Genomic DNA, 22,130 nt, shown 5'->3' with positions numbered 1-22,130 from the left:
ATGAAAACAACGATTTTTATTGCACTATATCTTTGTTCAATGCCCTTTTTTGGACAAGACAACTATATAGAAAATGTGAGTTTAAACTGCATTTATGAAGCCTTTAACGCTAAAAACATAGATATAAAGAAAGAATTAGAAGCCTATGAAACTTTTCTTATTAAGAATAGTTTTCTAAATGATAATTCTGGGAAGAGTTATATTAATTTTTTCAAAAAAATGAAAGAAATAAACAATATTCCTGCAACTAGGCCAGATTCTTTATTTCTTAAAATTGTGAATGTTTTTCGTAATTCCTACAGTAAGGAGTGTGTAACGCAAAAAATAATCAAAGAAGGTAGGTTTAAGTCTTTATACGATTTTAGAAATACCAAAGTATATAAAATGGAAGAAGAACGGAAAAAAATTAAAGAGTATACTCATACGCTATTCAAAGATTATGCAAATTTATATTTGACAATGCTTGATGAGTCAGATTATCAGAAGCAATACTTTAAAACAACTATACTCTTATCAATTGCATTAGGATCAAATATGGAAGGTCATGAGCAGTTTACAAAATTGCTTCCCCCAGAGTATTACACTCTTAAAAAAAATGAACATTAAAGCAGATTTCAATCTGTTTTCTTTGAATAAATTATAAATAAAATGAATAACGACTTTGAAACATTTGCAAATGAAATTCCGTGGTTTATAGAAGCTACTGATAAGGTACGTGTTTCCAAAAACGACGTAGAACTAGAAACGAGTCAGAAATTTAAGGATCTATTTCCTAATCTATCGATAATGATAGAGAAAGCACGAAAGACTGTTGTAACCATTAATGATCAAAACTACACATTATTTGCATGGGATGATCTAGAGGGTACTATGTGTGGTTGGCTCTGCAAAATGGAAGATGAAGCTTCTTTTCCTAGTGAACTGATCGAAGAACACAAAATATTACTAACCAATATAGGTGGTATACAAGAATCATTTAATGACTTTGAAGAGTTTAGCGATGCTGAGTTATTTACCGATAATCAGAATTTCCTTTTCATCGGCTCAGAATGTAAAAAAGGTTTAGGTGACTGGAATGATTACTATTCTGAATGCTGTGAAGAAGAAGGACATAAAGAAATCGATTATTCCAATATGGTTTCATTTGTAAATGAAGCTAACGGCACTTTAACTCTGTATGATACAACAACCAAAAAAGTTCTATTATTCTCTCACGATCACTGCTTTGAAAATGTTGTTTGCCATGAAAATCAACCAGAATATACATTTCATAAATTCAAGGATGTAGATAATTTTGTTGATTACGTAGAGCAACTTGCAAGGCAATGGTCTAGCCACATACCCCTGAAGGGTCTTTTTTTCTTGTAACACCAACTAATACTTGTTGTTTGTTTGTCTTTTGAAGAAATGAGAAAGCGAAAAAAAAGTAGTTTTTGAAAAGTGTGAAGATTTATTATTGATTAACTCTAAGCATTTTGATCTTAGAGAAAAAAGTATTGAGCACTTTGAGAGGTTTGTTTCAGTTTTCTACAATGCTGAATTTTTTAAACAAAATTCAAAAATTCAAGGAACATGTAGGGATTATTGATTTTAAAAATATTTATCAAATTCCTGTGCATAAACTATAACTCGTTCATTTGACGACTCATCTAAAAATTGTTCATACACCTTCTCAAGCTCATCATATGTTAATTGTTTTGAGCCGATTTTACCTTTATTAAAAAGAAATTCAAACATATCATTAGAAATAGAGATATCTTTAATATTATTATATTCTAGAAATTCTCCTCCTTGAGGCCCAATACTTTTACATTTATCAATTTTACAAATTGGCAAATGCTCACCCGTAGAGATAAACCTTTGATCTTCCTTTTGCAGTTTATCAGTTGGTCTCAAAAATGCTGAACAGCAAGGGAACCTATATTCATTTTCATTCAAATTATTAGATGAACATATATCTTTATTACATAAAAAGGATCGCATTTTTTCAATCTGTTTTTGCATTCTTTCATTAGACAAGTACATCTTTCTGTTTTCCCATATTTTATATTGTACTGCTACTATGGACACTGTTTCATCCTTAGGTGAATGTCTTTCATACACCAAATCAGCTCCAGTAATATGTTCAATATTATCTGGATGTAAAACTCTCAATCTTACAATCTTATCATTAGATAATTTAAAATCTCTATAACCCTTATTACTACTCAGAGAAGGTATTGAACGTTCAACATTATATGCATCTCTAAAAATAAGTTGAGTTTCACTATGCTTTGAAGGCTGAAGTTCTTTTTCAGATTTATAAAGTTGTTTTAACTTTCTTTTTAGTTGATCTACCCGAGTCCTATTTTCTTTCTGTTTTTTAGCAACATTAAGTAATTCTGTATATTCAGCAATATCCTCTTTTATTAACTCCAAAGCCTCAATTTTCTTATAGTTTTGAATAGTTTTAAGTTCAGCTTTTTGCCTATATTCTCTTGTAAGATCGCTTTCTCGTTCTCTTCTTAATATACTTACATCATCACCCAATAATTCAGGATATAATACTCCCCCAAGATTTAATGCATTATCATAAGTTGATTTTTCCATATCTCCTTGAGTAGCGATTTTAGAAAGTCCGCGAAGAGCATTCACTGACACCCATTCGGCATCAAGTCGGTTTTTATTGTTCATTATCCAATTTGTTTATAAATTACAATTTATAAAATACTAATGATATTAATGATTAGAAATCGAACAGAAATCATATATTTCCCAGAATGTGCCTTATCACACATAATTATGGTATCCATTCAGGAATTCCTTGAAAATTATTATCTCCATCATATAAAAAAGCTACACTGAATCTTGCACGAGTAATTGCAACATAGAATGCATTTTTGGCTTTATCGGTTTTACCTCCATCAAAAATATTATGATTACCTCTAAGGAATTGTTTTTGTTTTTCCGTAGTAACAATTAATATTCTGTCAAAACCTAAACCTTTTGAAGCTCCAAAATTTATAGCTCTGTAGCCTTTACAGAGATTTTTTTGGGAATTTTTAGTTGCTCTTAAAATTACAGGTTTAAAAGTATTTAAATAAGTAAGAGCATTAGTTAGGGACAACATAAAAACGCCATTATGAGCTATATACTCTTCTGGAATTTGGTCAATTTGAGAGACCGTTTTTAGATAAATATTTTCACTATTGTGAACTAAGTCTCCAAAATCACAAATAGATTGAATACACCTCCAACTAATATTCAAGTGCTCCGGTACAAACCCAAAAGATTTAAATTTTTCTAATTTTTGAGCATTAGTTTTAGGCTGTTTAGTACCTGTATGTGTTGTATAGATTGTTTGTCTAAAATCTCCAACACAGATTAAAGAAAGATTATCTGAATTAGCTAAGTTACCTATCACATCAAAATCCCAGCCAACTAAATCTTGTACCTCATCTATCAAAACTGAATCATATATTTCAGAAATTCGTCCGATCGGTTTTCTTTTAGCTTCTTTACACACTCTTGATGCAAGTTTTGAGATGAAAGTTGTATGTGCTCTATTCTCGTTTCGAGTTAGATAATATAATGAGTTATATCCTCCATTTCTTGTCTTCTCCGATCGTCCAGGTATTGTCTGCCCATTTCTTTTATGAGGATCGGATTGATTGAAAAATATTCCAGGAATACGATTTTTAAAAATACAACTTTGATATGGCCGAATAATGTCTTCTAATAAAAATGTAAACCAACCTTTAATAACTATATTAGAAGAACAATAATTATTAATAGCGCAGATTTTATAAAATAACTCTTTCTGGTTATTTTCAGTATATGTAAGTATTAGAGTCTTTTTTTCCTCTGCACTAGCTTTCATGGAACTATTAATGATTAATTGGGATTTTCCTGCTCCTGCACTAGCAAGTATAAGTTTATGGCTCATAATTAATAGCTTGTTCTAAATATTCAGGAAATATGATTTCTTCATCACTCTCAAAAATTCGAATTGCAGAATCTACTTTCTTTTTCCCGCCACCTTCTCCTTTATACCAATTCTCGAAAAACTCTTTCTTCTCCTGAATACTTTCCAACCCCAGATAGGTATTATTCGTTTGAGTTGAAAACATAACTTTAGCAAGACGATCAAGATTTTCTTCTGTATTACTATTTACTTCAATTAATGCTGGTTCAAGAGAACTTTGATTATTGTCTTCAGGAGAAAAACAAGTAATGAAATCGTATGCATCATAAGTATTAGACCAATCAATAATGTTTTTTTGATGATCACCATCATTATCCTTAACAATTCTGATAGGATGCCCCAATATTTTGGCGATATTTAAGTAGGTTTTAAATCCAATACCCCTAACGACTATAATGTCAATACCATCTTCCTCAGGTAGTCTATCGTTATTATTTAGATATTTTTTTTTAAGTAAAAGTTCATCTGAAGGCCCCTCAACAAGAATAGGATGTTTTGCTAAAATAGCTCGAAGGGTGTCATATCCAGGAAGTCTTTTTAGTGTTTTAATAGTGCCTTCATCAATATCACTTAATTTTGAATATTCATTAGATAATAAGCACAATTTATTTATACTAAGTTTATTCAAAACATATGAACTATGAGTAGTTAAAAATACTTGTTTTCCCTCATTCTTTTTTTCTATGTGACTAATGAGTTGTACCAAATTAATATGTGAAAGGTGATTCTCCGGTTCTTCTAGCATGATAACATCAACATCCTCAGCTCTATTCTGTAAGGCAAGTTTAATCTGAATTTGATTTTGCTCACCTTTTCCTATTTGAGAAAAAGAAACATCATCTACTGTCAATTCTAAATTACTTTCCCAATTTGTTTTTGAACCAATATCTGCTGTTATTTTGAGTGATTTATCAGTAACATCATTTTCAGCGTCAAGATTATTGTTGATAGCCACGACATCTGCTTCATTATCAAAACGAGCTTTAAGCTGCCTATAATTGAGATTTAATGTAGATCGAGAAGGTCTATCTAGAGCTGCGTTAATAATACTATTAATATATTTAGAACGCCCATATGTGGGGTGTAGTCGCGATGGATCGACAAACAAACAATTCACTTTCTTATTATGGTGTGTCATTCGATTCCAAGCGAAACTAAACCATTCTGTTTTATAAAATTCAATTGGCAGAGTAGAAACATTATCTGGATTAGCTATAAAATTAGCATAAGGGTCAGATAAATCAGGATCGAAGAAAACTCTAACAAATATACCCTCAGTATCTTCTCCTTCAGAATTATTGTTTCCTCTCAAACTAGGGTCTCCGTCTAGATATAATTCAATAAGTATTTCTGGTAGCGTATTTTGAGCAAGGTTGCCTTGTAGATAGTTTGTTACACAAGTGCTGTTAAATAAATCAGTGGACAATTCAGAGCTTAAAGGTTTTCCGCGATATGTGAAATTTGCGCAAATTTCTATAGCTTCCAGAAGAGAGCTTTTCCCACTTTCATTGTCTCCTACAATTATATTAATATCATCATTAAATTCACAGGCCTTATCAATATGTTTTTTAAAGTTTAAGAGTTTGAGCTTTTTTATTATCATTTTATATATCTAAGATTGGTATAAGCAGAAATTTACATTCATTTTTTTTATAAATAAATGAAAATCTAAAAATTAACACAATATTTCCCATAAATTATATTACCACATTTACATACTATCTCTTATCACACACAATAATATTTTTTAGCAATTACGGGTTTCCGCAATTAATTATATCAAAAAAACTTTACATTTATATCGTTCTCATATTGAGGCAAACACCCCGCATTATTTTTCACCCCATTCACCTTAGCGTATCTTAATAATCAAGAACTAATTGTTATAGAACTGGAAGTATTTCGCATGACAAAACAAGGGTAAATACTCATTTTTAAACTGATAATTTGATACTAAATTTCAACATAAATCTAAAATTAAATCACAATGAAGAATTACAAAACGATTTTTGTGACTATTTTTCTGTTTTCATCAATAGTAATATTTTCTCAACAACCATCTCAAAACAAAGGAGATGAAAAATTTGATTATTCTACTGTTGGTCATTTCCCTTTATGGGATTATGACGCCGCTACAAATGCACCTGATACTGGAGGAGGGTTTAAAATACCAACTTTTGGAACACGATTTGTACTTAAAAATAAAATCAAACATCCAAGTGAAGATTATAACATATACATTATTGATGTTTTAAACTGGCCAGAAAAAGACAAGAAAGATCAAGTCATAAGTTACAAGATGCAGGGAAATACAACCTACATCAATGTAGATGATAATGACAAACGATTTTGGATTAAAGCTGAAGAATTCAACCGTTTATTAGATGAGAAATATATTGTAAAAAGATATTATCTATCCACTCAATTTGCTTATGGAGCTTCATTATCTGTTCCTTTTAAGATCAGACCGAAGACTGATGATTTTAATATGAAGATTACTCCAGAAATTATGCTTGGAGGATATCTTGGGCTTAAACACAGATTAAACAGATATAAAGACATATACATACACTTTCCAGTTGTAACATTTGGTGTTACCACATTAGGAATTAATGAGAACAACACAATCAATGAAAGCACTACAACTACAGAAACCCCTGACGGTTTAGTCTTAGGGCGTACATTCTCATTTGGAACTATTTTAGAGTATAAATCATTCCAAATTGGCTTAATAGGTGGTTTTGATAGAGCTAGTGGCGAAATCGGTAAAAACTGGGCTTACAATGACAAATTCTGGTATTCAGTTGGAATCGGATATTCTTTCTTTGAAAGAGCAACAGGAGACTAAAGTAATTCAATTTGTTTAAAAATTCATAATATGAAAAATTTAAAATTTTTAGCTGGAGTTTTATGTGGTTTTTGCCTATTTTCTTTAATGGCCGCAACATATGAAGGTTCAGAAAAGGAAACTTATGAGTTTCATGTTGCTATTGGTGAAGGGAAAGTAATTCTCTATGAATCAAATAGTGGAGATTTCAAAGTTATTAAACCTGACGATATAAAAAAATCTGGAAGTCTACCAAATGATTTTGGTTGGAATAAGAAAAAACCTTAGTCTTATTTTTCTTAAAAAATACTAACTTTATGAGATGATCTACAAACAAGGTCAATATAATTTTAACCAACTTATAATATGGAGGTAAATGAACCTAAAACACTCTACCTTGCTACAGGTAAAGGCATTTCTGAATACAACAAAAAGGACTATTTAATGCCATTTTCATTAACGGTGGGAAGGATAGCAGAAAGTCTTATTCAAGAATTATTCCTTTTGGAAGGATATCAAACTTATAAATATGGATTAGAAAACACTTATCAATATCTATACAAGCAATTAAAATACAATAATACCTCAGCCGCAAAATCATTACGTAAATCTCCTGATTTGATTTTATATGATCCTACGAATGAACAGTTAAATTATGCTGAGGTAAAATTTTCATCTACTGGACATTTTATATTCAAAGAAACTCAATTTGAAAACTATGAGCAAAGTTATCCCGAAGGGTATTTTTTTCTTGTAACACCAACTAATCTTTACTGTTTGCCTTTTGAAGAAATGAGAAAGCGAAAAAAAGTAGTTTTTGAAAAATGTGAGGATTTGTTATTAATCAACTCAAAGCATTTTGATCTTAGAGAAAAAAGTATTGAGCACTTTGAGAAGTTTGTTTCAGTTTTCTACAATGATGAATTTCTTAAACAAAATTCAAAAATTCACGGGACGTATAGAAATTATTGATTTTCAAAATTTAGCTTAATCCATTTATAAATTACATAATATATTTCCTTTCATAAAAACTAACTTAAAAATATGATCCCATCTATTGAAAACGGGCGAAAAGAAGACGGAATTCGTTCAATTGCCGATAAGATAAAAAACCGATTACGTGAACTAGATAAAACGATTGAAGGAAATATGGGGCGATGGGCTTGGGAGTTGCTCCAAAATGCCAAAGATAGTGTAGCTGAGTTCGATGAGAAGAAGATCTCAGTCAAAATAGAGCTTTATGAGAATAAAATAATTTTTTCTCACAATGGTATTCATTTTACAGAACAAGATATTCGAGGTTTAATAAATCAAATTTCATCTAAAGAAATTGATGAAGGGTTACAGACTAGAAAAACTGGAAGATTTGGAACTGGATTTCTCACAACACATATGTTATCTAAAATCATAGATATTAAAGGTATTGTAAAAGATGAAAATCAGCAGTTTCATTCTTTTAAATTCACAATGGATCGAGAAGGAAATTCAGTTAAAGATCTCATGCCAAAAGTAGAAAACACTTGGAAAAATTTTCAAGATTCTACACAACTTTTATCTAATGATTACGATAAAACAGAACTAAATACTTCTTTCACTTATTATTTAGATTCAAAAGATCAAAAAAATATTGCAAGAATAGGTATTGAAGAATTCTCTCTATTAATCCCTTACGTATTAGCATTTATTCCTAAGATTGAAAAAATAGAAATTTTTGATGAGACAAAATCAAGCACTATTATTTTCTCAAATAATAGTGAAAAAATTGATGATTTAATCATTCCTGTAAACAAAAACGATAACGGTGCAATTTCCGAATTACTCATATTAGAATTATCAGACCAAGAAGTTAGTATAGCAACAAAATTAATTAGAACTGAATTAGGGTATTCATTCGCTAATATGCATAATGTACCAAAATTGTTTTGCGATTTTCCTTTAATAGGCACAGAAAATTTTCATTTTCCAGTTATTATAAATAGTTTCTTTTTTAATCCATTAACTGAAAGAGACGGTATCTGGTTAAAACAAAATAAAAACAAAGAAGATCCCGAAGTTGAACAAAATCAAGACTTAATAGAAAAAGCCACATCCTTATATCAGGAACTAATAAATAAGGTCTCCACTTCAAATTTCCACAATTTTTATAATATAGCTTCCTCAAAAATACCAGAAACCAATGAAAAGTATTTTGATAAAACCTGGTATAAAAATAATATACAATCTGCTCTTCGTGAAACTATTTTTGATGCAGAAATAGTTGAGTTAGAGGACAACTCCAAAAAATCAATACAAAATTTGTGGTTTCCTTTAAAATCGTACTCTCAAGAAGTGCAGGATAATATATGGCAATTCATCTCTGATTTAATTCCTAACGTTGTATCTAAAAAAGAGCATTATCCATTATGGAATATGAATTCATGGGAAAATTGGCAAAAACTAAAATATGATCACTTATTAGGAACTACTAAGAAAAAGGAAAATATCTTTGAATTAAAAAACACATTAAATAAATCGTTAGAAGAAACCTACGAATGGTTAAATAATCTTGGGGCATTTGTGCTAGAAGAAAAAAGCAATAATCATCTATTCGAACAATATGCCATTGTTCCAAATAAATATGGAGATTTTAAAGACGCTGATAAAATCTATATCGATGAAATTGAAGACAATGAATTACTTGAAATACAAAGGTTAATTGGAGAGGATTGGAGTGAAATTCTTATTAACAATAACGTTGAATTTGGAGAATATAATTCAAAAAGTAAAAAGAATATAGCAGATAGAATTACTGAAATTGTAGAAGAAATACAAAAAGATGAAACTGAAAAAGATGCTGATTATAAAAAAGCAGTAATTTTATTATCAGAATGGTTTGATAAAAATCCAGAGGAGGGAACATCTTTATTCCCAACTTTATACCGAAAAAGAAATCAACTATTTGTTGATACCATTGAGGACAAAGAAAGCGTATATGAAGTGATGAAAAGTGGTGCAAACATGAAAGAGCTTTCAAAAATTGCCACAGTTATTGCTAATAATCCTGAAATTGTAACCAAATTATCCCAGCAGTCTGAATTAGAAGATTTATTGCAAGATAATAACCTTAATAATATTGAAGAATTAAAACAATTATTACTCAATTCCAAAAACAAAAATGGGGCAAACAATTCTAAAATAACTTCCGAAGTATTAACGGATTTAGGAGTAACCACATTGGAAGAGCTTAATGAAGCTTTATTGGATCAAAATTTTGCTGAAAAATTTAAGCATATTTCAAATCCTACCACGCGATCATTTATAAAAGTTCAAAGTTTAATATCTAGAGCTCGAATTAGGATTCTAAACCATCTTCAAGGGTTAAAAGAATATAAGTGCGATGAAGCGGAACTTCTGACGAATAGTATAATTGGTGGAATAACAAAGAATGAAATTCCTATCTATATAGTTTGCAGACCAAGTGATGGAAATCAAGTTATTCTATATTATGAATCTGAAAAAGACACTTTAGATTATACAGAAGCAGAACTTTGGATTGACAATGGTGAGAAAGAGCCACGAAAACTTTCTCTTGGTGAAATTATTAAACACATAGGGTTTAACAAAATACCATTACAATATGGGCATTGATAGTAAAGAAATAGAAGGAATAATTGGACAACCCAAAAGTTCTACTCTTGAATATAAAGCAGTCCTACCACCATCTGGAAATCTAGCACAAGTGATAAGTGCTTTTGCCAATTCAGAAGGAGGTTATATCATATTGGGAGTTTCGGACTCGGGAAAAGTACTTGGATTAAGCAATGATTTTAATGCTCCTGAATTAACAAGAATAGCTATTAGTAAGTTATCACTTCCTGTCACCTATTATTATAAGTATTTGGCTATAAAAGGAAAGAAAATCTTTGCGATCAAAGTAATAGAAAAAGATGGAATAGATGTTTCTATACAAGGAAAAATGTATAAAAGAATTGGTGAACAAATTAAACTACTAAACCCTTCACCAATTGAATTTAAAAAGAATGGTTTTAAGAAAATTATAGAAATTAATATTCAACTCCAACAAAATAAGAAAGAGGCTACCAATTCTCTTAACAATTACATAGAACATTGTCAGAGTATTTTAAAAATAATAGATAATCTTGATAGAATTCTATACCCTGTGTCACCTAAAAAAGTAACTACCGATCAAGAAGGAAAAATTTTGAACAGAATTCTGTTTTCTTCTTTTGTAGATAACTTCGAAACTTATTTATCTGATTTACTCTATGAAATTTATTTATCTGAACCTAGCACTCTTAAATCTGGCAGCCCAGTAACAGTAGAAGAGGTTTTGAACTGTTCAGACATGGAAGATTTTATTAAATATTGTGCTAAAAAAAGACTTCTAAAATTACAAAAAGGTAGCGTGAAAGGATTTATAAAAGATAACTCCCAGATTAGAGATCTGAACATTATTGATAAAAATACTCAAGAAACTATAGAAAAGATTTTACAAATTAGACATTTATACTCTCATCGAAACGGGATAGTAGATGATAAGTTTTTACAATTTTTTAGGGGTAAATTTCAAATCAATCAAGAACATCAATTATCTATCAATGAAGTTTGTAATCATCTTAATTACTTATTTGATATAGCATCTAAAATAGACTTCGAAGCATTAATAAAATATAAACTTTCAAAGATTAATTAAAATATAAAAAATTGGCTCAATGCAAAATCCAAAATGTAGTATTTTTTCACATGCTATGTTTTTTACACTAAGCCGTTGGCACTAATTATGAAAAAACTAAATTTAATTATAATTCTCAGTTGTTGTTTCATTAGTTTTAGTCTTATTATTCCTGTTTTTCTCTGGATAAAGGGCTACTATTCTAATTTTTCAGACTCAATAAATTCAACAGTCTTATCTGAATTTGCTTCTTTCCAAGGTTTAATAATTGCATTCTGGAGCCTTATCTTAAATATCATTTTAGTAGTACTGGCTTACAAGGCTTTTAAAAACTTTGATGTAAAAAAACAATTTCATAATAAACAATTAGAAATTGTATCTGAATTAGCAACATCAATTAGTTCTATGGAAATTTCTAATATGATGTTTAAAATGATTGGTACTAATAAAAAACATCAAATAGCAGAAGGGTATACGTTCAGTTTCTTTGAGATAGCTCTGGGTTTTGATTATTCGAAATTTGATTTAATGTGTGTAAAAAGTAACAATATAGAAAATACATTTCCATTCCTTAAATATAGAAACCATCCTTTATTACCTCAATCGATATCAACCGAGCTTAATAAAATATATAGACCCCTACAATATTTCTATTCAGCAAAAAAACTTGATTTAAAGAATATGGATTATGTATTATTATATCACGATAAAGAAAAATATCTAGAAGGGGATATTACTGCTAGCTGGAATTATCAGTTCTATGAAAACCCTTCTGATTTTAATAAAGATGTTACATCTCTTAGAAAATCTATAATCTTATGGTATCAAGAATATGGAGCTGACGAATTGAATATATAAAACTAGTTCCAATTAAGTATACAGTGGTTCAAAGATTGAATAGGTTTAGTATTTAATTTAACAAAGCAGCAAGCGTTAATTAATTTTTGATTTGTTTAAAATTTATCAACTCAAATATCGAACATCCTATAAAGTTCTTCATCATTTAAGTTTGCTTGTTCAGCTTTATCAATGAAATCAGCTATATTTTTAAAAGCTTCCCGTTTAAGAGGATCATCTAAAAGAGCATTTTGAAAATTAGTTCTTTCAGAATCAGATAATGGATCATAGTCAAGCAAACCACCGTGTAAATTTCCAAAAATCCAGCGTAATGATGTTTTCTTAAATTCATCACTAATGACAAAATCATTATTTATTGAATCTACCATAATGTGTTTTCCTTAATTCATATTTCAAATCTACATAAATAACTGATTATTTGATTAATAGCACACAAAATAGTTTTAAACAAAGTTTTAAACAGAATTAATGCTGGAGCTTTCAAGGAAGATTTTTCTCTTCTTTATGCTTGGATTTTTCATATACCGCCCTTTTTTATCTCTAACATCCACTTCTAAAATAACATATCGATTTTTGGGCTTTATTTTTTTACTTATAATACAAATGAAAAAAATACTATAATCCATCATATCCACCCATGGCTTACAAAAAAACCATCCTAAAGAAAAGGTTCCATTATTAAATTTGATTGCATATTTTTTCTTAAGAAGCGCTTTCTTGATTTTCATTAATACTTTAATAGTAATCATTTGAATGTTCAACTTGGATTCAATTTCTATATCATCTAAAATCCATTTGTCATTATTGGTACGCAAGTCCTTAGGATGTGCACTATAAAATTTAAAATCTTTTTTTTGGTTAGTTTTCAGTTCAATATAAACAGTATTAACACTTCGATAAGACTGTTTCTTTTTTTTCCTTGGAACTTTACTTAATTTTCCATCCAGATTATCAATACTCTTTTTTAAATTAGAATTCGTTAAATTTTTGATACGATCTAAAATATTAACATCAGAGGATTTTTTAAAAACTTGATCTTCAGGTTTAAAAAATTTTGGATTTATATTAATTTTGTATATATCCTGAGTCTCAGAATCGAAGGTAATGTCTTGAAAAAGAGGGTGTTCAACTTGATTAAAATCTGAAGGGTTAATTTTATATACTTTGTTCTCAATTTCAAATTTAAAAAGCCCTTTGAAAACAGCCATACTAAGTTTTTTTTAATGAATATATTTATAAAAATTAATATGGGGTAATTTCCTCAAGATTAAGGAAATTTATAACAAAATCAAAATCTTTAAAAAGGAAATATTATTACCTATGAGGTCGATAATATTTTGGCTTATTCTTGCCTCGCTGCTTTACTTTATATTTTTTCAACTTACTTCCCATAATCTATATTATCACTTATTATGCGGTCAAAGTAGTTTATAGTTTAAGACTAATTCTTTTGCCAATATGCTAAAATCTCTTCTGCTGTCTTGCTCCATTGTATGGCATGAGGTATATCGGGAATATAAGAACTATAACCGTCTAACGATTTTTTTGCATATAAGATTGATTTTTCTTTATCGACTGTATTGTATTGATACAAAATAGATAATTCAATGCAAATATCAGCATAACGTATCAAATACACTTGAGGGTTTTCTTTAGCTAATTTTTGATATATATCTAATGCATCTTGAAAGAATTCTTCTGCTACCTCATATTCGTTTTTAATTCTCTGCAAAATGCCCAAATTGTTTAAAACTAATGCTACATCTGACAAATATGTTTCAGGGTTATCTTGTACTAATTTCCGATATAATCCTAATGCTTTCAAATAAAATTTCTGTGCTTCATCTGGTTCATTTTTAGCCTTTCGTAAATTAGCAAAGTTATTTAACACCATTGCAACAAGGTATAAATATGCTTTAGAATTTCTTTTTACTAATTTTTGATATATTTCTAATGTTTCTTGAAAATATTTTTCTGCGTAATTAAATTCTTTTTTGTCTAATAGCAAAAGTCCTAAACTATTTAGAACTGATGCTACGTCGAATAAATATTTTTCGGGGTTATCTTGTGCTGATTTTCTTCTTATTTCTAATGCCTCTTGAAAGGATTTTTCTGCTTTATCAAATTCATTTTTAGCCTTTTGTAATTGTCCTAAATTAACTAAAACTGATGCCACATCAGACAAATATCTTTCGGGATTATCTTGTGCTAATTTTCTTCTTATTTCTAATGCTCCTTGAAAGGATTTTTCTGCTTTATCAAATTCATTTTTAGCCTTTTGTAAATTTCCTAAATTATTTAAAGTCATGCAGGCAAGGTTAGCAAAATAAACTCCATGGTTTACTTTTACTAATTTTCTATTAATCCTAAGAGCTTCTTGAAGAGACTTTTCTGCTTTATCAAATTCATTTTTAGCCTTTTGTAAATTTCCCAAATTATTTAAAGCTACCACTTTTTTGTTATCGTCAGGGCAATAAATTATAACTTTCTCATAAAGTTTTATTGCTCTATGTATCTGCCTGTGCTCATGTAAAAAATAGGCATAATTATTAGTAGTATCGTAGCTTTCTACTATAGCAATTGCTTTACTATAAAGTCTGTCAACATCTTTAAACCATCCTTTGGGCTTATTTAACAGTGTGGCTTGTGCTTTAACTGTAAGTTCTTTAGCAAGTATTTTTCCTCGCTCTTTATATAGCTTAATGTCTTTATCTATATCATTTTCATTAAGTATATCATTTAGTTCTTTATACTTTGCTTGCTTAAATAAAACTCTTGCTTTTTCTAATCTTTCTGAATCAGAATTTTTGGAAACATTTAACTGTTTTGCTAGACTAATCACGTTAATAACGAATTCATTGAGTTCGTTTTCTTGCAGGTCTCTTTTCTCTCTAACAATAATTAGTTCGTCTTCAAAATCAGACATGTTTTGTTGCAAGCTATTTTTAGTATCTTCATCTACCTGAATAATAGCTTTTTGTATGCCATCTATTTTCCTCTGTAAAGAAATGACATTATTATCAATCTCCTCAAGAGCTTCGAGTCTTATTCGGTATTCATCAGAAATAGTTATTTCTTTCGGTGTGATAATTTTGTCATTGATACTATCAAGTACCAGCTGAGCTGTTTCTTTGGAGAGATTTTCAAGTTTATCATATATCTTATCACCTGTATTTACTATTTCACTTATCTCATCAAGTAAATTTTTATAAGCCCCATAATGTAAATGCATTACATCTTTAAGGTTATCGACTTTTAACGAAATATTCCCTACGTCTTCTGCAATATGATCTAGATATTCTGTCTGTACGTAAGTAGATATTTGAGAATTGTCTTTCAGTTCTTGTGTGAAAAAAGCACAAGTCAATTTGTAAAAATCAAACTCTTTACTACCTTCTTTCCATCCATTGTAAATACAGTCCTTAAGCTCTAATTCTATAAGTAATCTTTTACTTTCTAGTTCTTTGACAATACTGTCTTTCAATTTCTTAATAAGCTCTGGCATTCTTTCTTCGGCAGTTGTTCCTTTTTTTGAAAAAAGAATATTTTGATGTTCATTATCTAAAACTGATTTTCGAATATAAATACTATCTTTTTTCGTATTGCTAATTTGATCATTAATATAGTCTTTAATATCATCTAAATTATTCCATCTTCTATCAGTTAAAGAGTAGTAACTTCTTTGTTTTTGTATATGATCTACAGCAAGTAAAGCGGCATTTAAATATGATTTTCTGATTGCTCTTTGAATATGATGATTAGCAGGTTCATTGATATTTTTAGTTATTCTTTTCTGAAGTTTATTAAATCCTTTGCAAAGCCAAAAATCACCTCTGTTTCCTATCCAACCACTTAAAAGAGTAGCCATCATCCAACTTGTGGTTATTACCTCCATTAGTATTTGTTTATTTTATTGATAAAACTTTAATTTATGAGTGTTCTAATATAGTAAAATGTTACAGAATTAACGTAAACTTAAAACAAACACACATTTGATTATCAGCAATTTGAGTTCAGTTAGAAACTCAATTGTTTTGTATTTTTCCCATAAGATATATTATCACACAAAATTATGACAAGCCAAAGGGAGCGATTAAGCTCCCTTGGTAAGTATCTCCCTTTTGGGACGCGGACATTCTTTCGAAGCCGTATGTAACATCATTATAACTGAATTTATTTTCTAAAGTCAATTAAAAAAGTATTCCATTATATTAATTTTGGTTTTGGAAGCCAATCTAAAACTAGAGAAAGCATTTCATTAAATTGCTCTTCATTCATTCGAATAACTCCATCTCTATGCGATGACAAGCGGCTTACTGCAACAGTTGTAGGTTTATCACAAATTGCCCACCCACCCAGTCCGTCAAATATTGTATCTATTGGAAATGCCCATCTATTATTATGCTGATCCTGAGAAGTACATGGAATTACAGTTACGGCTCCTGATAACTGCGTTCTGTAAGAAAGAATAACAACAGGACGGCTTTTCCAAAACTCTGGTAATTGTGCATCTTCGGGAAAATCACACCAAAAAAACTCTCTAATTTTAGGAGCAGACCTTAGTCTTGGTGTAATTCTAGGAGGTGTTGTAAAGGTCATAAATTATGCTCTTGAAGTTTTTCAAGAGCATAACACATCATTTGAGAATACAAATAGCCAATATTTCAAAAGAACAATACAAATTTTACACCATATTAACCACACTGCCCGTAATAGTTCTTAGAATACTTACAATATTCTTTCATATGACCGCTTTCGATTAAAAGCCGGTTCACGTCACGTCCATCTTTTAGGAAGATCCGCGCAACGGTTGTTCGCCCGTATTTATCAATGTCCATTTTGGTATAAAAAACCCGCTTTTGATCGACTAGATTTTTAAGAAAATTAGTTGCCCTATCCGCGCCCTCTTCTCCCTTTTTAGGCGCATCAATCGCCCATAACCTCAGCTTGGTCTTATCCTTTAGAATTACAGTGTCACCGTCGATTACAAAGGATATAACGCCCTTATATTTAATTGGTTCAAGCGGTTGGGTTGGTTATAAACTTGCAGATAGAAAAGGAGCATCAACGCCCCTAAAAGGATCATAAAATAACCAAATTCTGTCATGGTCGTATCAGCCGTTTGATGAAATCTTGCCTATAGACTCTTGCTCTAAATATTGATCTTTAATGGAATTGAACATAATGGCAATACCATTAGAATAAAATTCTTCAAAAGAGTAATTCTTATCTAACAAATGTTGCTCACGATAATCATTAATTGTATTTGTGATTTCTAATTCTGAAAGAAACTTCAAAAGAAACTCATAACATTCCCAATTAACTTCAGGCATTGTGATACTTCTTCTTATTCCATCAGGACAAAGAACATCTTTAGTTTTTGTTTTATCTAAATCTTCCATAATTGAACCTAGCATATTTTTTTAAATATTTCAAATTTCGGGCTCTAAATCAGGGCTAGAATCTTTTTGCACATCATTTGAAGATACATTATTAAATTCATTAATCAGGTTTTCTTTAGAAGAACTCAATATATCTTCTTGATAATCAACATTTCGTTCAATCTCTTTGATTGCATGATTAGAGTAACCAACCCCTTTTAAACTAAACTCTTGATTAAAATCTTTACTGTTTTTATCAAAAATATTTTCCATGCGATTTATTTCATTTTCCCTATTTTCAATATGCTTTTTTAATTTATCCGCAGTAGCTCTAAAACTGGCAAAATCCATTCTAGGGCCTCCTATTGTTGGTTCTGGAACTGGCTGTAAGTTAGTTAACTTATCCTTGTCATTTTTTAATTCTTTTTTTGCATCTTTCAGAGTTTCATCAGTAAACGGTTGTATTTCGCCCTCAGCTTTATCGGACAAGTTATTTTGTTGCACCATTTCTTCTCTATTTTGTTTTTCGACAAACGGTTTTATATCTCCTAAGAGTTGTTTTTGTTTATCAATATCAGTTTTAGTGAAAGGTTTTCTTAAACTTTTTATTTTGTTAAATAAATTAGATAGTCTCATAGTAATCGTGTTTTAATAAAATTCATTTTTTATGTGTGTCACCTAAATATTTCCATGGATCGTTTAAAACATCATGCAATAGATCATAAAAATCCTCGGTCTTATAATAATAGTGCAATTCTTGAATTGAGCTTTCTATTCTATTTAATACAGCTCTCCTCCTTAAGGGATTAAGAGGAGGAGCAAATCCCTCAAAGCGCGTGAACTCTGCTTTATCTATTTCTATATTCAAAGATTTATAAGACTCAGGAATGTGCCTAATCGTGCGACCATTCTTAGCAACATCAGTTCTAAAATGTGGGTCATTTTTATTATCTGCACAATGATTAAGCAGCCACCAAAAATGAGCGTTTTCAAAATACCCTTTCGATGACACAATCAAATGAACACATCTGTTAAAAATACGGTGGTAAAAAATCGTGATATCAAGGTCTTGCTTTAATTTTGCGCGTCTTTGTTTTTCTGCGCATCGTCGCATAAGCGTATCATTTTCTGTTTCAGCAATAAGTTTGGCAATGGTCTCAATTCTCTTTGGTTGAGGCTGTTCGTATAAATCATATGTCGTATTATTCATAATTTTAAAATTTAAAAATTATCTGGATGTTTAAAATGCTTTTGAAAATATCTAAAAACATCGTTGAGTTCCCTCTCACTTAACGTTGATGTTCGCAGCTTATCGGGATGCAAATGACTGGCCGTTATTCTGTATAGTGATTTGTAATTCGTTCCCTGGCTCAACCTATCATAAAGCTGGTCATAAACTTTTTTGCGTAAAGCCCGATCTTGAAATGCACCCTTTTGCGCATCGAAATGCTTCAGAAAAAGAGCCATAAACGGGGAGTGTTTTTTCTTAGAAAATAACTCTCGAAATTGCGCAACATATTGCACCATAGGGCGCAGCATTTTTGCGCTGATAAATGCTGCAACTCGGCTTGAACCAAGGAGTTTGCGCCATCTTATCTTCAGAAGTGGATAGAGGAGAATTAGGATGCTCAACAACGTAATTTTACTCATAATAGATTATTTTTGAAATGGTACACGAGCTAAATAATCTGCAAGTTCTTGCGCAAAAAGGCAAAATGCAGAAATATATAAATAGAGTGCAAAGCGAAAGTCAGCTAGAAAATGATCCACAAGAAGACCCACGACCACCACTGCTGATGCTTCAAAAAGTACCTCCCAAAATCCGCGAGATAAGCGCACATATTTGTGAGTTACAGACCAAATAACGCTCTGGCCTTTAGACCAAGAATTTGAGCTTCTATAGCCTAATTTTCGAGTGATGATCTGGATGATAGCAGCAACTAAAAAGCAGCATAGAAATATGGTCAAGGCACTGCTTTGCGGTTGCCAAAGTGCAGCTATAAATTCATCACTTGCGAATTGCTCATAATGCCATGTAAAGATCAAAACATAGATAAACTCGAAAGATTTAGATATGTATGAATAGTAACCGATGAAAGAGCTTTCGTTATTAAACAGGGCTATCATCCATCCTGAAAAACCCAGCATGAAAAATCCATTTCCGCCCAGCTTTCCGCTTTTATGGCGAAAAAAACACCTAAGAGGATAGGCAAAGCATTCCGCTAGAATAGCAAGGGTTCTCACAAAAGCCGTATATATGAAAAGCCCTATGCGTATGTGTCTATTAAACAAAGTATCTCTAAGTGTAGCCCAACCTTTCCAGCGAAAAAATCCAACGAGGATCATATTATCGCTATAACGTGGTGTATTATGTAGTTGTTCGTGCAGTCCCATAATTCATAATTTTAATTCGTTTGAGATATCGTATTATCTGGCGCAATATAAAATGGGAGATACTCTATAGAGGCAGCTCCAAACTCTTTAAAAAAGCGCGTATAAAATTGCTGCTGAAACCTCCATAACTCGTCAGCAGCTTTCGTTGGCGAATAATAAATTACGACTTCTAAATTTTTTACAAATAATTGTTTCTCAGGATCATATTCTGCTCTAAACGCTGCCATTATTTCATCATAACCTGTTAATAATATACGAGGATTTGAGGCGTATGCATAGAAGTTAACCCCTCCTGCCTCATGCTCAATTAAATCAGAATAAATTATCAGTCGATGCTTCCCATTTTTTGTTTTAGATAAAGCTTTGAAGCTCTGTGCCAAGGCAGAGAAGATGAGGCTTTGAGTTACGTCTTCCAATGGCAATGGTAACGCATCATAAGCACTTTTAAAGCGTTGTTCAAAATTGGCTATGCGCATATCTTCTTCCTCTTTCACAGCTTCCAAAAACGGAGCTGGTGCTGGAAGAACAACTGTTTGGTATGGGTATGAATGAGCATCACTGATGGCTGTTAAGGTCACTTGTCCAGCATCCATAGACAGATGTGATAAAACAGCTTGAGAATCTGGAATAGCATTACCACTTGCTGTTAAGTCTAATAAAACTACCGTATTTGTTTGCTCCACATCATTTGTGCAAGATGCAAGACAAAAAAGAACCAGAATGCTAGCAAATAATGATCTAATCTGGGCCGTTAGCCCGAAATCAAAAACTCTAAAACTATTTCGTTTTTTGCGTGCTTCTCTTAAAGCAATTTTATTTAACGTAATTTTGCGAATAATTTCTATACGTCCGTGATAGCCCAGCAAGATTTTAGTCATGCCCTCAATCGCTTTACTCAAGTTTTTTTCTTTTAATTTATTATGCAGAATATCTTTTGTGGTTTCTTCTTTGACCCAGTGGCGCACAGATAATAAAACAGATTCTGTTTCTGCTTCGAATGCTTTTTGCTCGAATAAAAGATTGTTTTCTAAATGTGCTTTACGATTTTTGAGAACTTTTAAACGAGAACATACAGACCAGTAATCACTGGTTAGAGATCGTTTGTAAGAAATAAGACAGGCAATGCCAAAAAAGGCAAGGTTCAGGAGACTTAATGTCATTGATGCTCCATCAATACGCAAGGCAACTAAAATAAACACAAAAAATATTGAAATTAAAAATGCTGCCCAGAATGGTTTTGATGCGCCTTTCTTAGCCATAGCATCTCCTGTATAATGAGCGCCAATGCATACCGCACAAGCAATCAAGAGCGTCAGGCACAATAAAAAACTATTTGGTACACCCTCCCCGAGATTTTGCAGAGAGTTAAATACTAAAATACCATCGCCCATAGCAAAACTACTCAGCACGAAAACATAGACAAATTTGATATTGAAAAAGCTACGTACAAGAGGCGGGGTTTCGTGAGTATCAACAATGTTTTGTTTTAGTTGAATCTCATCTTTAATAAATCCAAGCTGTGTTTGCTGCTTCTTTAATGTATTAAACCTCTTATCAACTTTCATCTGTTCTTGATGCGTATGATAATCACTACGCGATTGATAATGTTCTTCAATATAATCTTCGTTATGAATACCCGTATAAACGTCTAATTTCTCAGCTTTGTTCTGTCGTAAATGTATTTCTGTAGAAACTGCTCTTTCAATTTCATTTTTAACGCAATCGCAATGATAGTTAAGAGTGGCTTCATCTAAGTTCTCTCTCAAGGCTTTTTGTTCTAAACCTTCTAGGGTTTTTTCAAAAACTTGTGTGTTGCAACGTTCAAATGTTAGTTGCTCTGTATCATATTCTTTCCCGACACGAAAATTAGTCTTCTCGTTTTCTGTTTCAACATCTTTTTTCTGCTGTGATTGCTTTGCAAGAAAACGCAGCTTCTGCGCCAATCCTGCTATAATTTTTGTTCCCATAATTGAAATATTTTTAGATTAAACAATGTGTTTAGAAATAAACCTTGGTCAAATTTCGGCCAAAAAA

At 31.0% G+C, this 22,130-nt stretch carries 22 protein-coding genes; 8 read left to right on the top strand and 14 right to left on the bottom strand.

Annotated elements, in window-relative coordinates:
• Together Z054_RS0119735 and Z054_RS0119730 are read left to right on the top strand one after the other, a co-directional pair.
• On the top strand, positions 1-606 hold the full coding sequence (locus Z054_RS0119735) for a hypothetical protein (protein WP_152538617.1): 606 nt from the start codon (positions 1-3) through the stop codon (positions 604-606).
• 42 nt (positions 607-648) lie between these two features.
• Positions 649-1,368 (top strand): hypothetical protein, encoded by a 720-nt coding sequence (locus Z054_RS0119730; RefSeq protein WP_024771765.1) that lies wholly within the window; start codon positions 649-651, stop codon positions 1,366-1,368.
• A gap of 222 nt (positions 1,369-1,590) precedes the next feature.
• Here the strand turns inward: Z054_RS0119730 and Z054_RS0119725 are convergent, their stop codons facing one another.
• From Z054_RS0119725 to Z054_RS0119715, 3 genes are all read right to left on the bottom strand, one after another.
• Entirely contained in the window at positions 1,591-2,673 is a 1,083-nt protein-coding gene (locus Z054_RS0119725; RefSeq protein WP_024771764.1) for a hypothetical protein, read from the bottom strand.
• Positions 2,674-2,779: 106 nt separating this feature from the next.
• Positions 2,780-3,925, bottom strand: coding sequence for a UvrD-helicase domain-containing protein (locus Z054_RS0119720; protein WP_024771763.1), 1,146 nt, complete (start codon positions 3,923-3,925; stop codon positions 2,780-2,782).
• Positions 3,915-5,567: an ATP-dependent nuclease gene (locus Z054_RS0119715; RefSeq protein ID WP_024771762.1), complete on the bottom strand. Its 1,653-nt coding sequence runs from the start codon at positions 5,565-5,567 to the stop codon at positions 3,915-3,917. Before Z054_RS0119715 ends, Z054_RS0119720 begins: the two co-directional genes overlap by 11 nt.
• Positions 5,568-5,951: 384 nt before the next feature.
• On the opposite strand from Z054_RS0119715, the gene Z054_RS0119710 reads away from it, so the two are divergent.
• The 6 genes from Z054_RS0119710 (at position 5,952) to Z054_RS0119685 (ending at position 12,321) form a co-directional block, all read left to right on the top strand.
• Positions 5,952-6,812, top strand: coding sequence for a hypothetical protein (locus Z054_RS0119710; protein WP_024771761.1), 861 nt, complete (start codon positions 5,952-5,954; stop codon positions 6,810-6,812).
• Positions 6,813-6,842: 30 nt separating this feature from the next.
• Entirely contained in the window at positions 6,843-7,079 is a 237-nt protein-coding gene (locus tag Z054_RS0119705; protein WP_024771760.1) for a hypothetical protein, read from the top strand.
• Between the two features lie 78 nt (positions 7,080-7,157).
• Entirely contained in the window at positions 7,158-7,763 is a 606-nt protein-coding gene (locus Z054_RS0119700) for a hypothetical protein (protein WP_024771759.1), read from the top strand.
• A 72-nt stretch (positions 7,764-7,835) separates the two neighbouring features.
• Positions 7,836-10,418: a sacsin N-terminal ATP-binding-like domain-containing protein gene (locus Z054_RS0119695; RefSeq protein WP_024771758.1), complete on the top strand. Its 2,583-nt coding sequence runs from the start codon at positions 7,836-7,838 to the stop codon at positions 10,416-10,418.
• A complete protein-coding gene (locus Z054_RS0119690; protein WP_024771757.1) occupies positions 10,408-11,484 on the top strand; it encodes an AlbA family DNA-binding domain-containing protein in 1,077 nt (358 codons plus the stop codon). The genes Z054_RS0119695 and Z054_RS0119690 overlap by 11 nt, the downstream gene beginning before the upstream one ends.
• Before the next feature lie 87 nt (positions 11,485-11,571).
• Complete coding sequence (locus tag Z054_RS0119685) at positions 11,572-12,321, top strand: hypothetical protein (RefSeq protein ID WP_024771756.1); 750 nt, start codon at positions 11,572-11,574, stop codon at positions 12,319-12,321.
• 110 nt (positions 12,322-12,431) lie between these two features.
• On the opposite strand, the gene Z054_RS0119680 is transcribed toward Z054_RS0119685, so the two are convergent.
• From Z054_RS0119680 to Z054_RS0119635, 11 genes are all read right to left on the bottom strand, one after another.
• Positions 12,432-12,689, bottom strand: a complete 258-nt coding sequence (locus tag Z054_RS0119680) for a hypothetical protein (protein ID WP_024771755.1) — start codon at positions 12,687-12,689, stop codon at positions 12,432-12,434.
• Positions 12,690-12,776: 87 nt separating this feature from the next.
• Positions 12,777-13,529 (bottom strand): hypothetical protein, encoded by a 753-nt coding sequence (locus tag Z054_RS0119675; RefSeq protein ID WP_024771754.1) that lies wholly within the window; start codon positions 13,527-13,529, stop codon positions 12,777-12,779.
• Positions 13,530-13,762: 233 nt separating this feature from the next.
• Entirely contained in the window at positions 13,763-16,216 is a 2,454-nt protein-coding gene (locus Z054_RS30440; RefSeq protein ID WP_024771753.1) for a tetratricopeptide repeat protein, read from the bottom strand.
• Positions 16,217-16,527: 311 nt separating this feature from the next.
• Entirely contained in the window at positions 16,528-16,920 is a 393-nt protein-coding gene (locus Z054_RS0119665) for a type II toxin-antitoxin system PemK/MazF family toxin (protein ID WP_035092761.1), read from the bottom strand.
• Positions 16,921-17,015: 95 nt separating this feature from the next.
• The gene (locus tag Z054_RS32750) at positions 17,016-17,267 is read right to left on the bottom strand and encodes a thermonuclease family protein (RefSeq protein ID WP_394331065.1); all 252 of its coding nucleotides are present in this window, start codon (positions 17,265-17,267) and stop codon (positions 17,016-17,018) included.
• 168 nt (positions 17,268-17,435) lie between these two features.
• Positions 17,436-17,723, bottom strand: a complete 288-nt coding sequence (locus Z054_RS0119660; protein ID WP_024771751.1) for a hypothetical protein — start codon at positions 17,721-17,723, stop codon at positions 17,436-17,438.
• A gap of 30 nt (positions 17,724-17,753) precedes the next feature.
• Positions 17,754-18,338, bottom strand: coding sequence for a hypothetical protein (locus tag Z054_RS0119655; protein WP_024771750.1), 585 nt, complete (start codon positions 18,336-18,338; stop codon positions 17,754-17,756).
• A 22-nt stretch (positions 18,339-18,360) separates the two neighbouring features.
• The gene (locus Z054_RS0119650; protein ID WP_024771749.1) at positions 18,361-18,912 is read right to left on the bottom strand and encodes a hypothetical protein; all 552 of its coding nucleotides are present in this window, start codon (positions 18,910-18,912) and stop codon (positions 18,361-18,363) included.
• 11 nt (positions 18,913-18,923) lie between these two features.
• A complete protein-coding gene (locus Z054_RS0119645) occupies positions 18,924-19,352 on the bottom strand; it encodes a hypothetical protein (protein ID WP_024771748.1) in 429 nt (142 codons plus the stop codon).
• A 6-nt stretch (positions 19,353-19,358) separates the two neighbouring features.
• Positions 19,359-20,096 (bottom strand): hypothetical protein, encoded by a 738-nt coding sequence (locus Z054_RS0119640; protein ID WP_024771747.1) that lies wholly within the window; start codon positions 20,094-20,096, stop codon positions 19,359-19,361.
• A gap of 11 nt (positions 20,097-20,107) precedes the next feature.
• Complete coding sequence (locus Z054_RS0119635; RefSeq protein ID WP_024771746.1) at positions 20,108-22,063, bottom strand: hypothetical protein; 1,956 nt, start codon at positions 22,061-22,063, stop codon at positions 20,108-20,110.
• Between the last annotated feature and the right edge of the window lie 67 nt (positions 22,064-22,130).

Origin of the sequence: Aquimarina macrocephali JAMB N27 (assembly GCF_000520995.1) — a bacterium.
Lineage (GTDB): Bacteria > Bacteroidota > Bacteroidia > Flavobacteriales > Flavobacteriaceae > Aquimarina > Aquimarina macrocephali.
The sequence above is the reverse complement of the archived record's forward strand: the minus strand, read 5'-3'. Positions and strand labels throughout refer to the sequence as shown.

Coding starts and splice junctions, on each gene's coding strand:
- Z054_RS0119735 (WP_152538617.1), top strand. CDS start 1: ATGAAAACAACGATTTTTATTGCACTATATCTTTGTTCAATGCCCTTT.
- Z054_RS0119725 (WP_024771764.1), bottom strand. CDS start 2,673: ATGAACAATAAAAACCGACTTGATGCCGAATGGGTGTCAGTGAATGCT.
- Z054_RS30440 (WP_024771753.1), bottom strand. CDS start 16,216: ATGGAGGTAATAACCACAAGTTGGATGATGGCTACTCTTTTAAGTGGT.
- Z054_RS0119645 (WP_024771748.1), bottom strand. CDS start 19,352: ATGAGTAAAATTACGTTGTTGAGCATCCTAATTCTCCTCTATCCACTT.
- Z054_RS0119660 (WP_024771751.1), bottom strand. CDS start 17,723: ATGGAAGATTTAGATAAAACAAAAACTAAAGATGTTCTTTGTCCTGAT.
- Z054_RS0119690 (WP_024771757.1), top strand. CDS start 10,408: ATGGGCATTGATAGTAAAGAAATAGAAGGAATAATTGGACAACCCAAA.
- Z054_RS0119665 (WP_035092761.1), bottom strand. CDS start 16,920: ATGACCTTTACAACACCTCCTAGAATTACACCAAGACTAAGGTCTGCT.
- Z054_RS0119700 (WP_024771759.1), top strand. CDS start 7,158: ATGGAGGTAAATGAACCTAAAACACTCTACCTTGCTACAGGTAAAGGC.
- Z054_RS0119635 (WP_024771746.1), bottom strand. CDS start 22,063: ATGGGAACAAAAATTATAGCAGGATTGGCGCAGAAGCTGCGTTTTCTT.
- Z054_RS0119705 (WP_024771760.1), top strand. CDS start 6,843: ATGAAAAATTTAAAATTTTTAGCTGGAGTTTTATGTGGTTTTTGCCTA.
- Z054_RS0119710 (WP_024771761.1), top strand. CDS start 5,952: ATGAAGAATTACAAAACGATTTTTGTGACTATTTTTCTGTTTTCATCA.
- Z054_RS0119715 (WP_024771762.1), bottom strand. CDS start 5,567: ATGATAATAAAAAAGCTCAAACTCTTAAACTTTAAAAAACATATTGAT.
- Z054_RS0119650 (WP_024771749.1), bottom strand. CDS start 18,912: ATGAATAATACGACATATGATTTATACGAACAGCCTCAACCAAAGAGA.
- Z054_RS0119685 (WP_024771756.1), top strand. CDS start 11,572: ATGAAAAAACTAAATTTAATTATAATTCTCAGTTGTTGTTTCATTAGT.
- Z054_RS0119720 (WP_024771763.1), bottom strand. CDS start 3,925: ATGAGCCATAAACTTATACTTGCTAGTGCAGGAGCAGGAAAATCCCAA.
- Z054_RS0119695 (WP_024771758.1), top strand. CDS start 7,836: ATGATCCCATCTATTGAAAACGGGCGAAAAGAAGACGGAATTCGTTCA.
- Z054_RS0119640 (WP_024771747.1), bottom strand. CDS start 20,096: ATGGGACTGCACGAACAACTACATAATACACCACGTTATAGCGATAAT.
- Z054_RS0119675 (WP_024771754.1), bottom strand. CDS start 13,529: ATGGCTGTTTTCAAAGGGCTTTTTAAATTTGAAATTGAGAACAAAGTA.
- Z054_RS0119680 (WP_024771755.1), bottom strand. CDS start 12,689: ATGGTAGATTCAATAAATAATGATTTTGTCATTAGTGATGAATTTAAG.
- Z054_RS0119655 (WP_024771750.1), bottom strand. CDS start 18,338: ATGAGACTATCTAATTTATTTAACAAAATAAAAAGTTTAAGAAAACCT.
- Z054_RS0119730 (WP_024771765.1), top strand. CDS start 649: ATGAATAACGACTTTGAAACATTTGCAAATGAAATTCCGTGGTTTATA.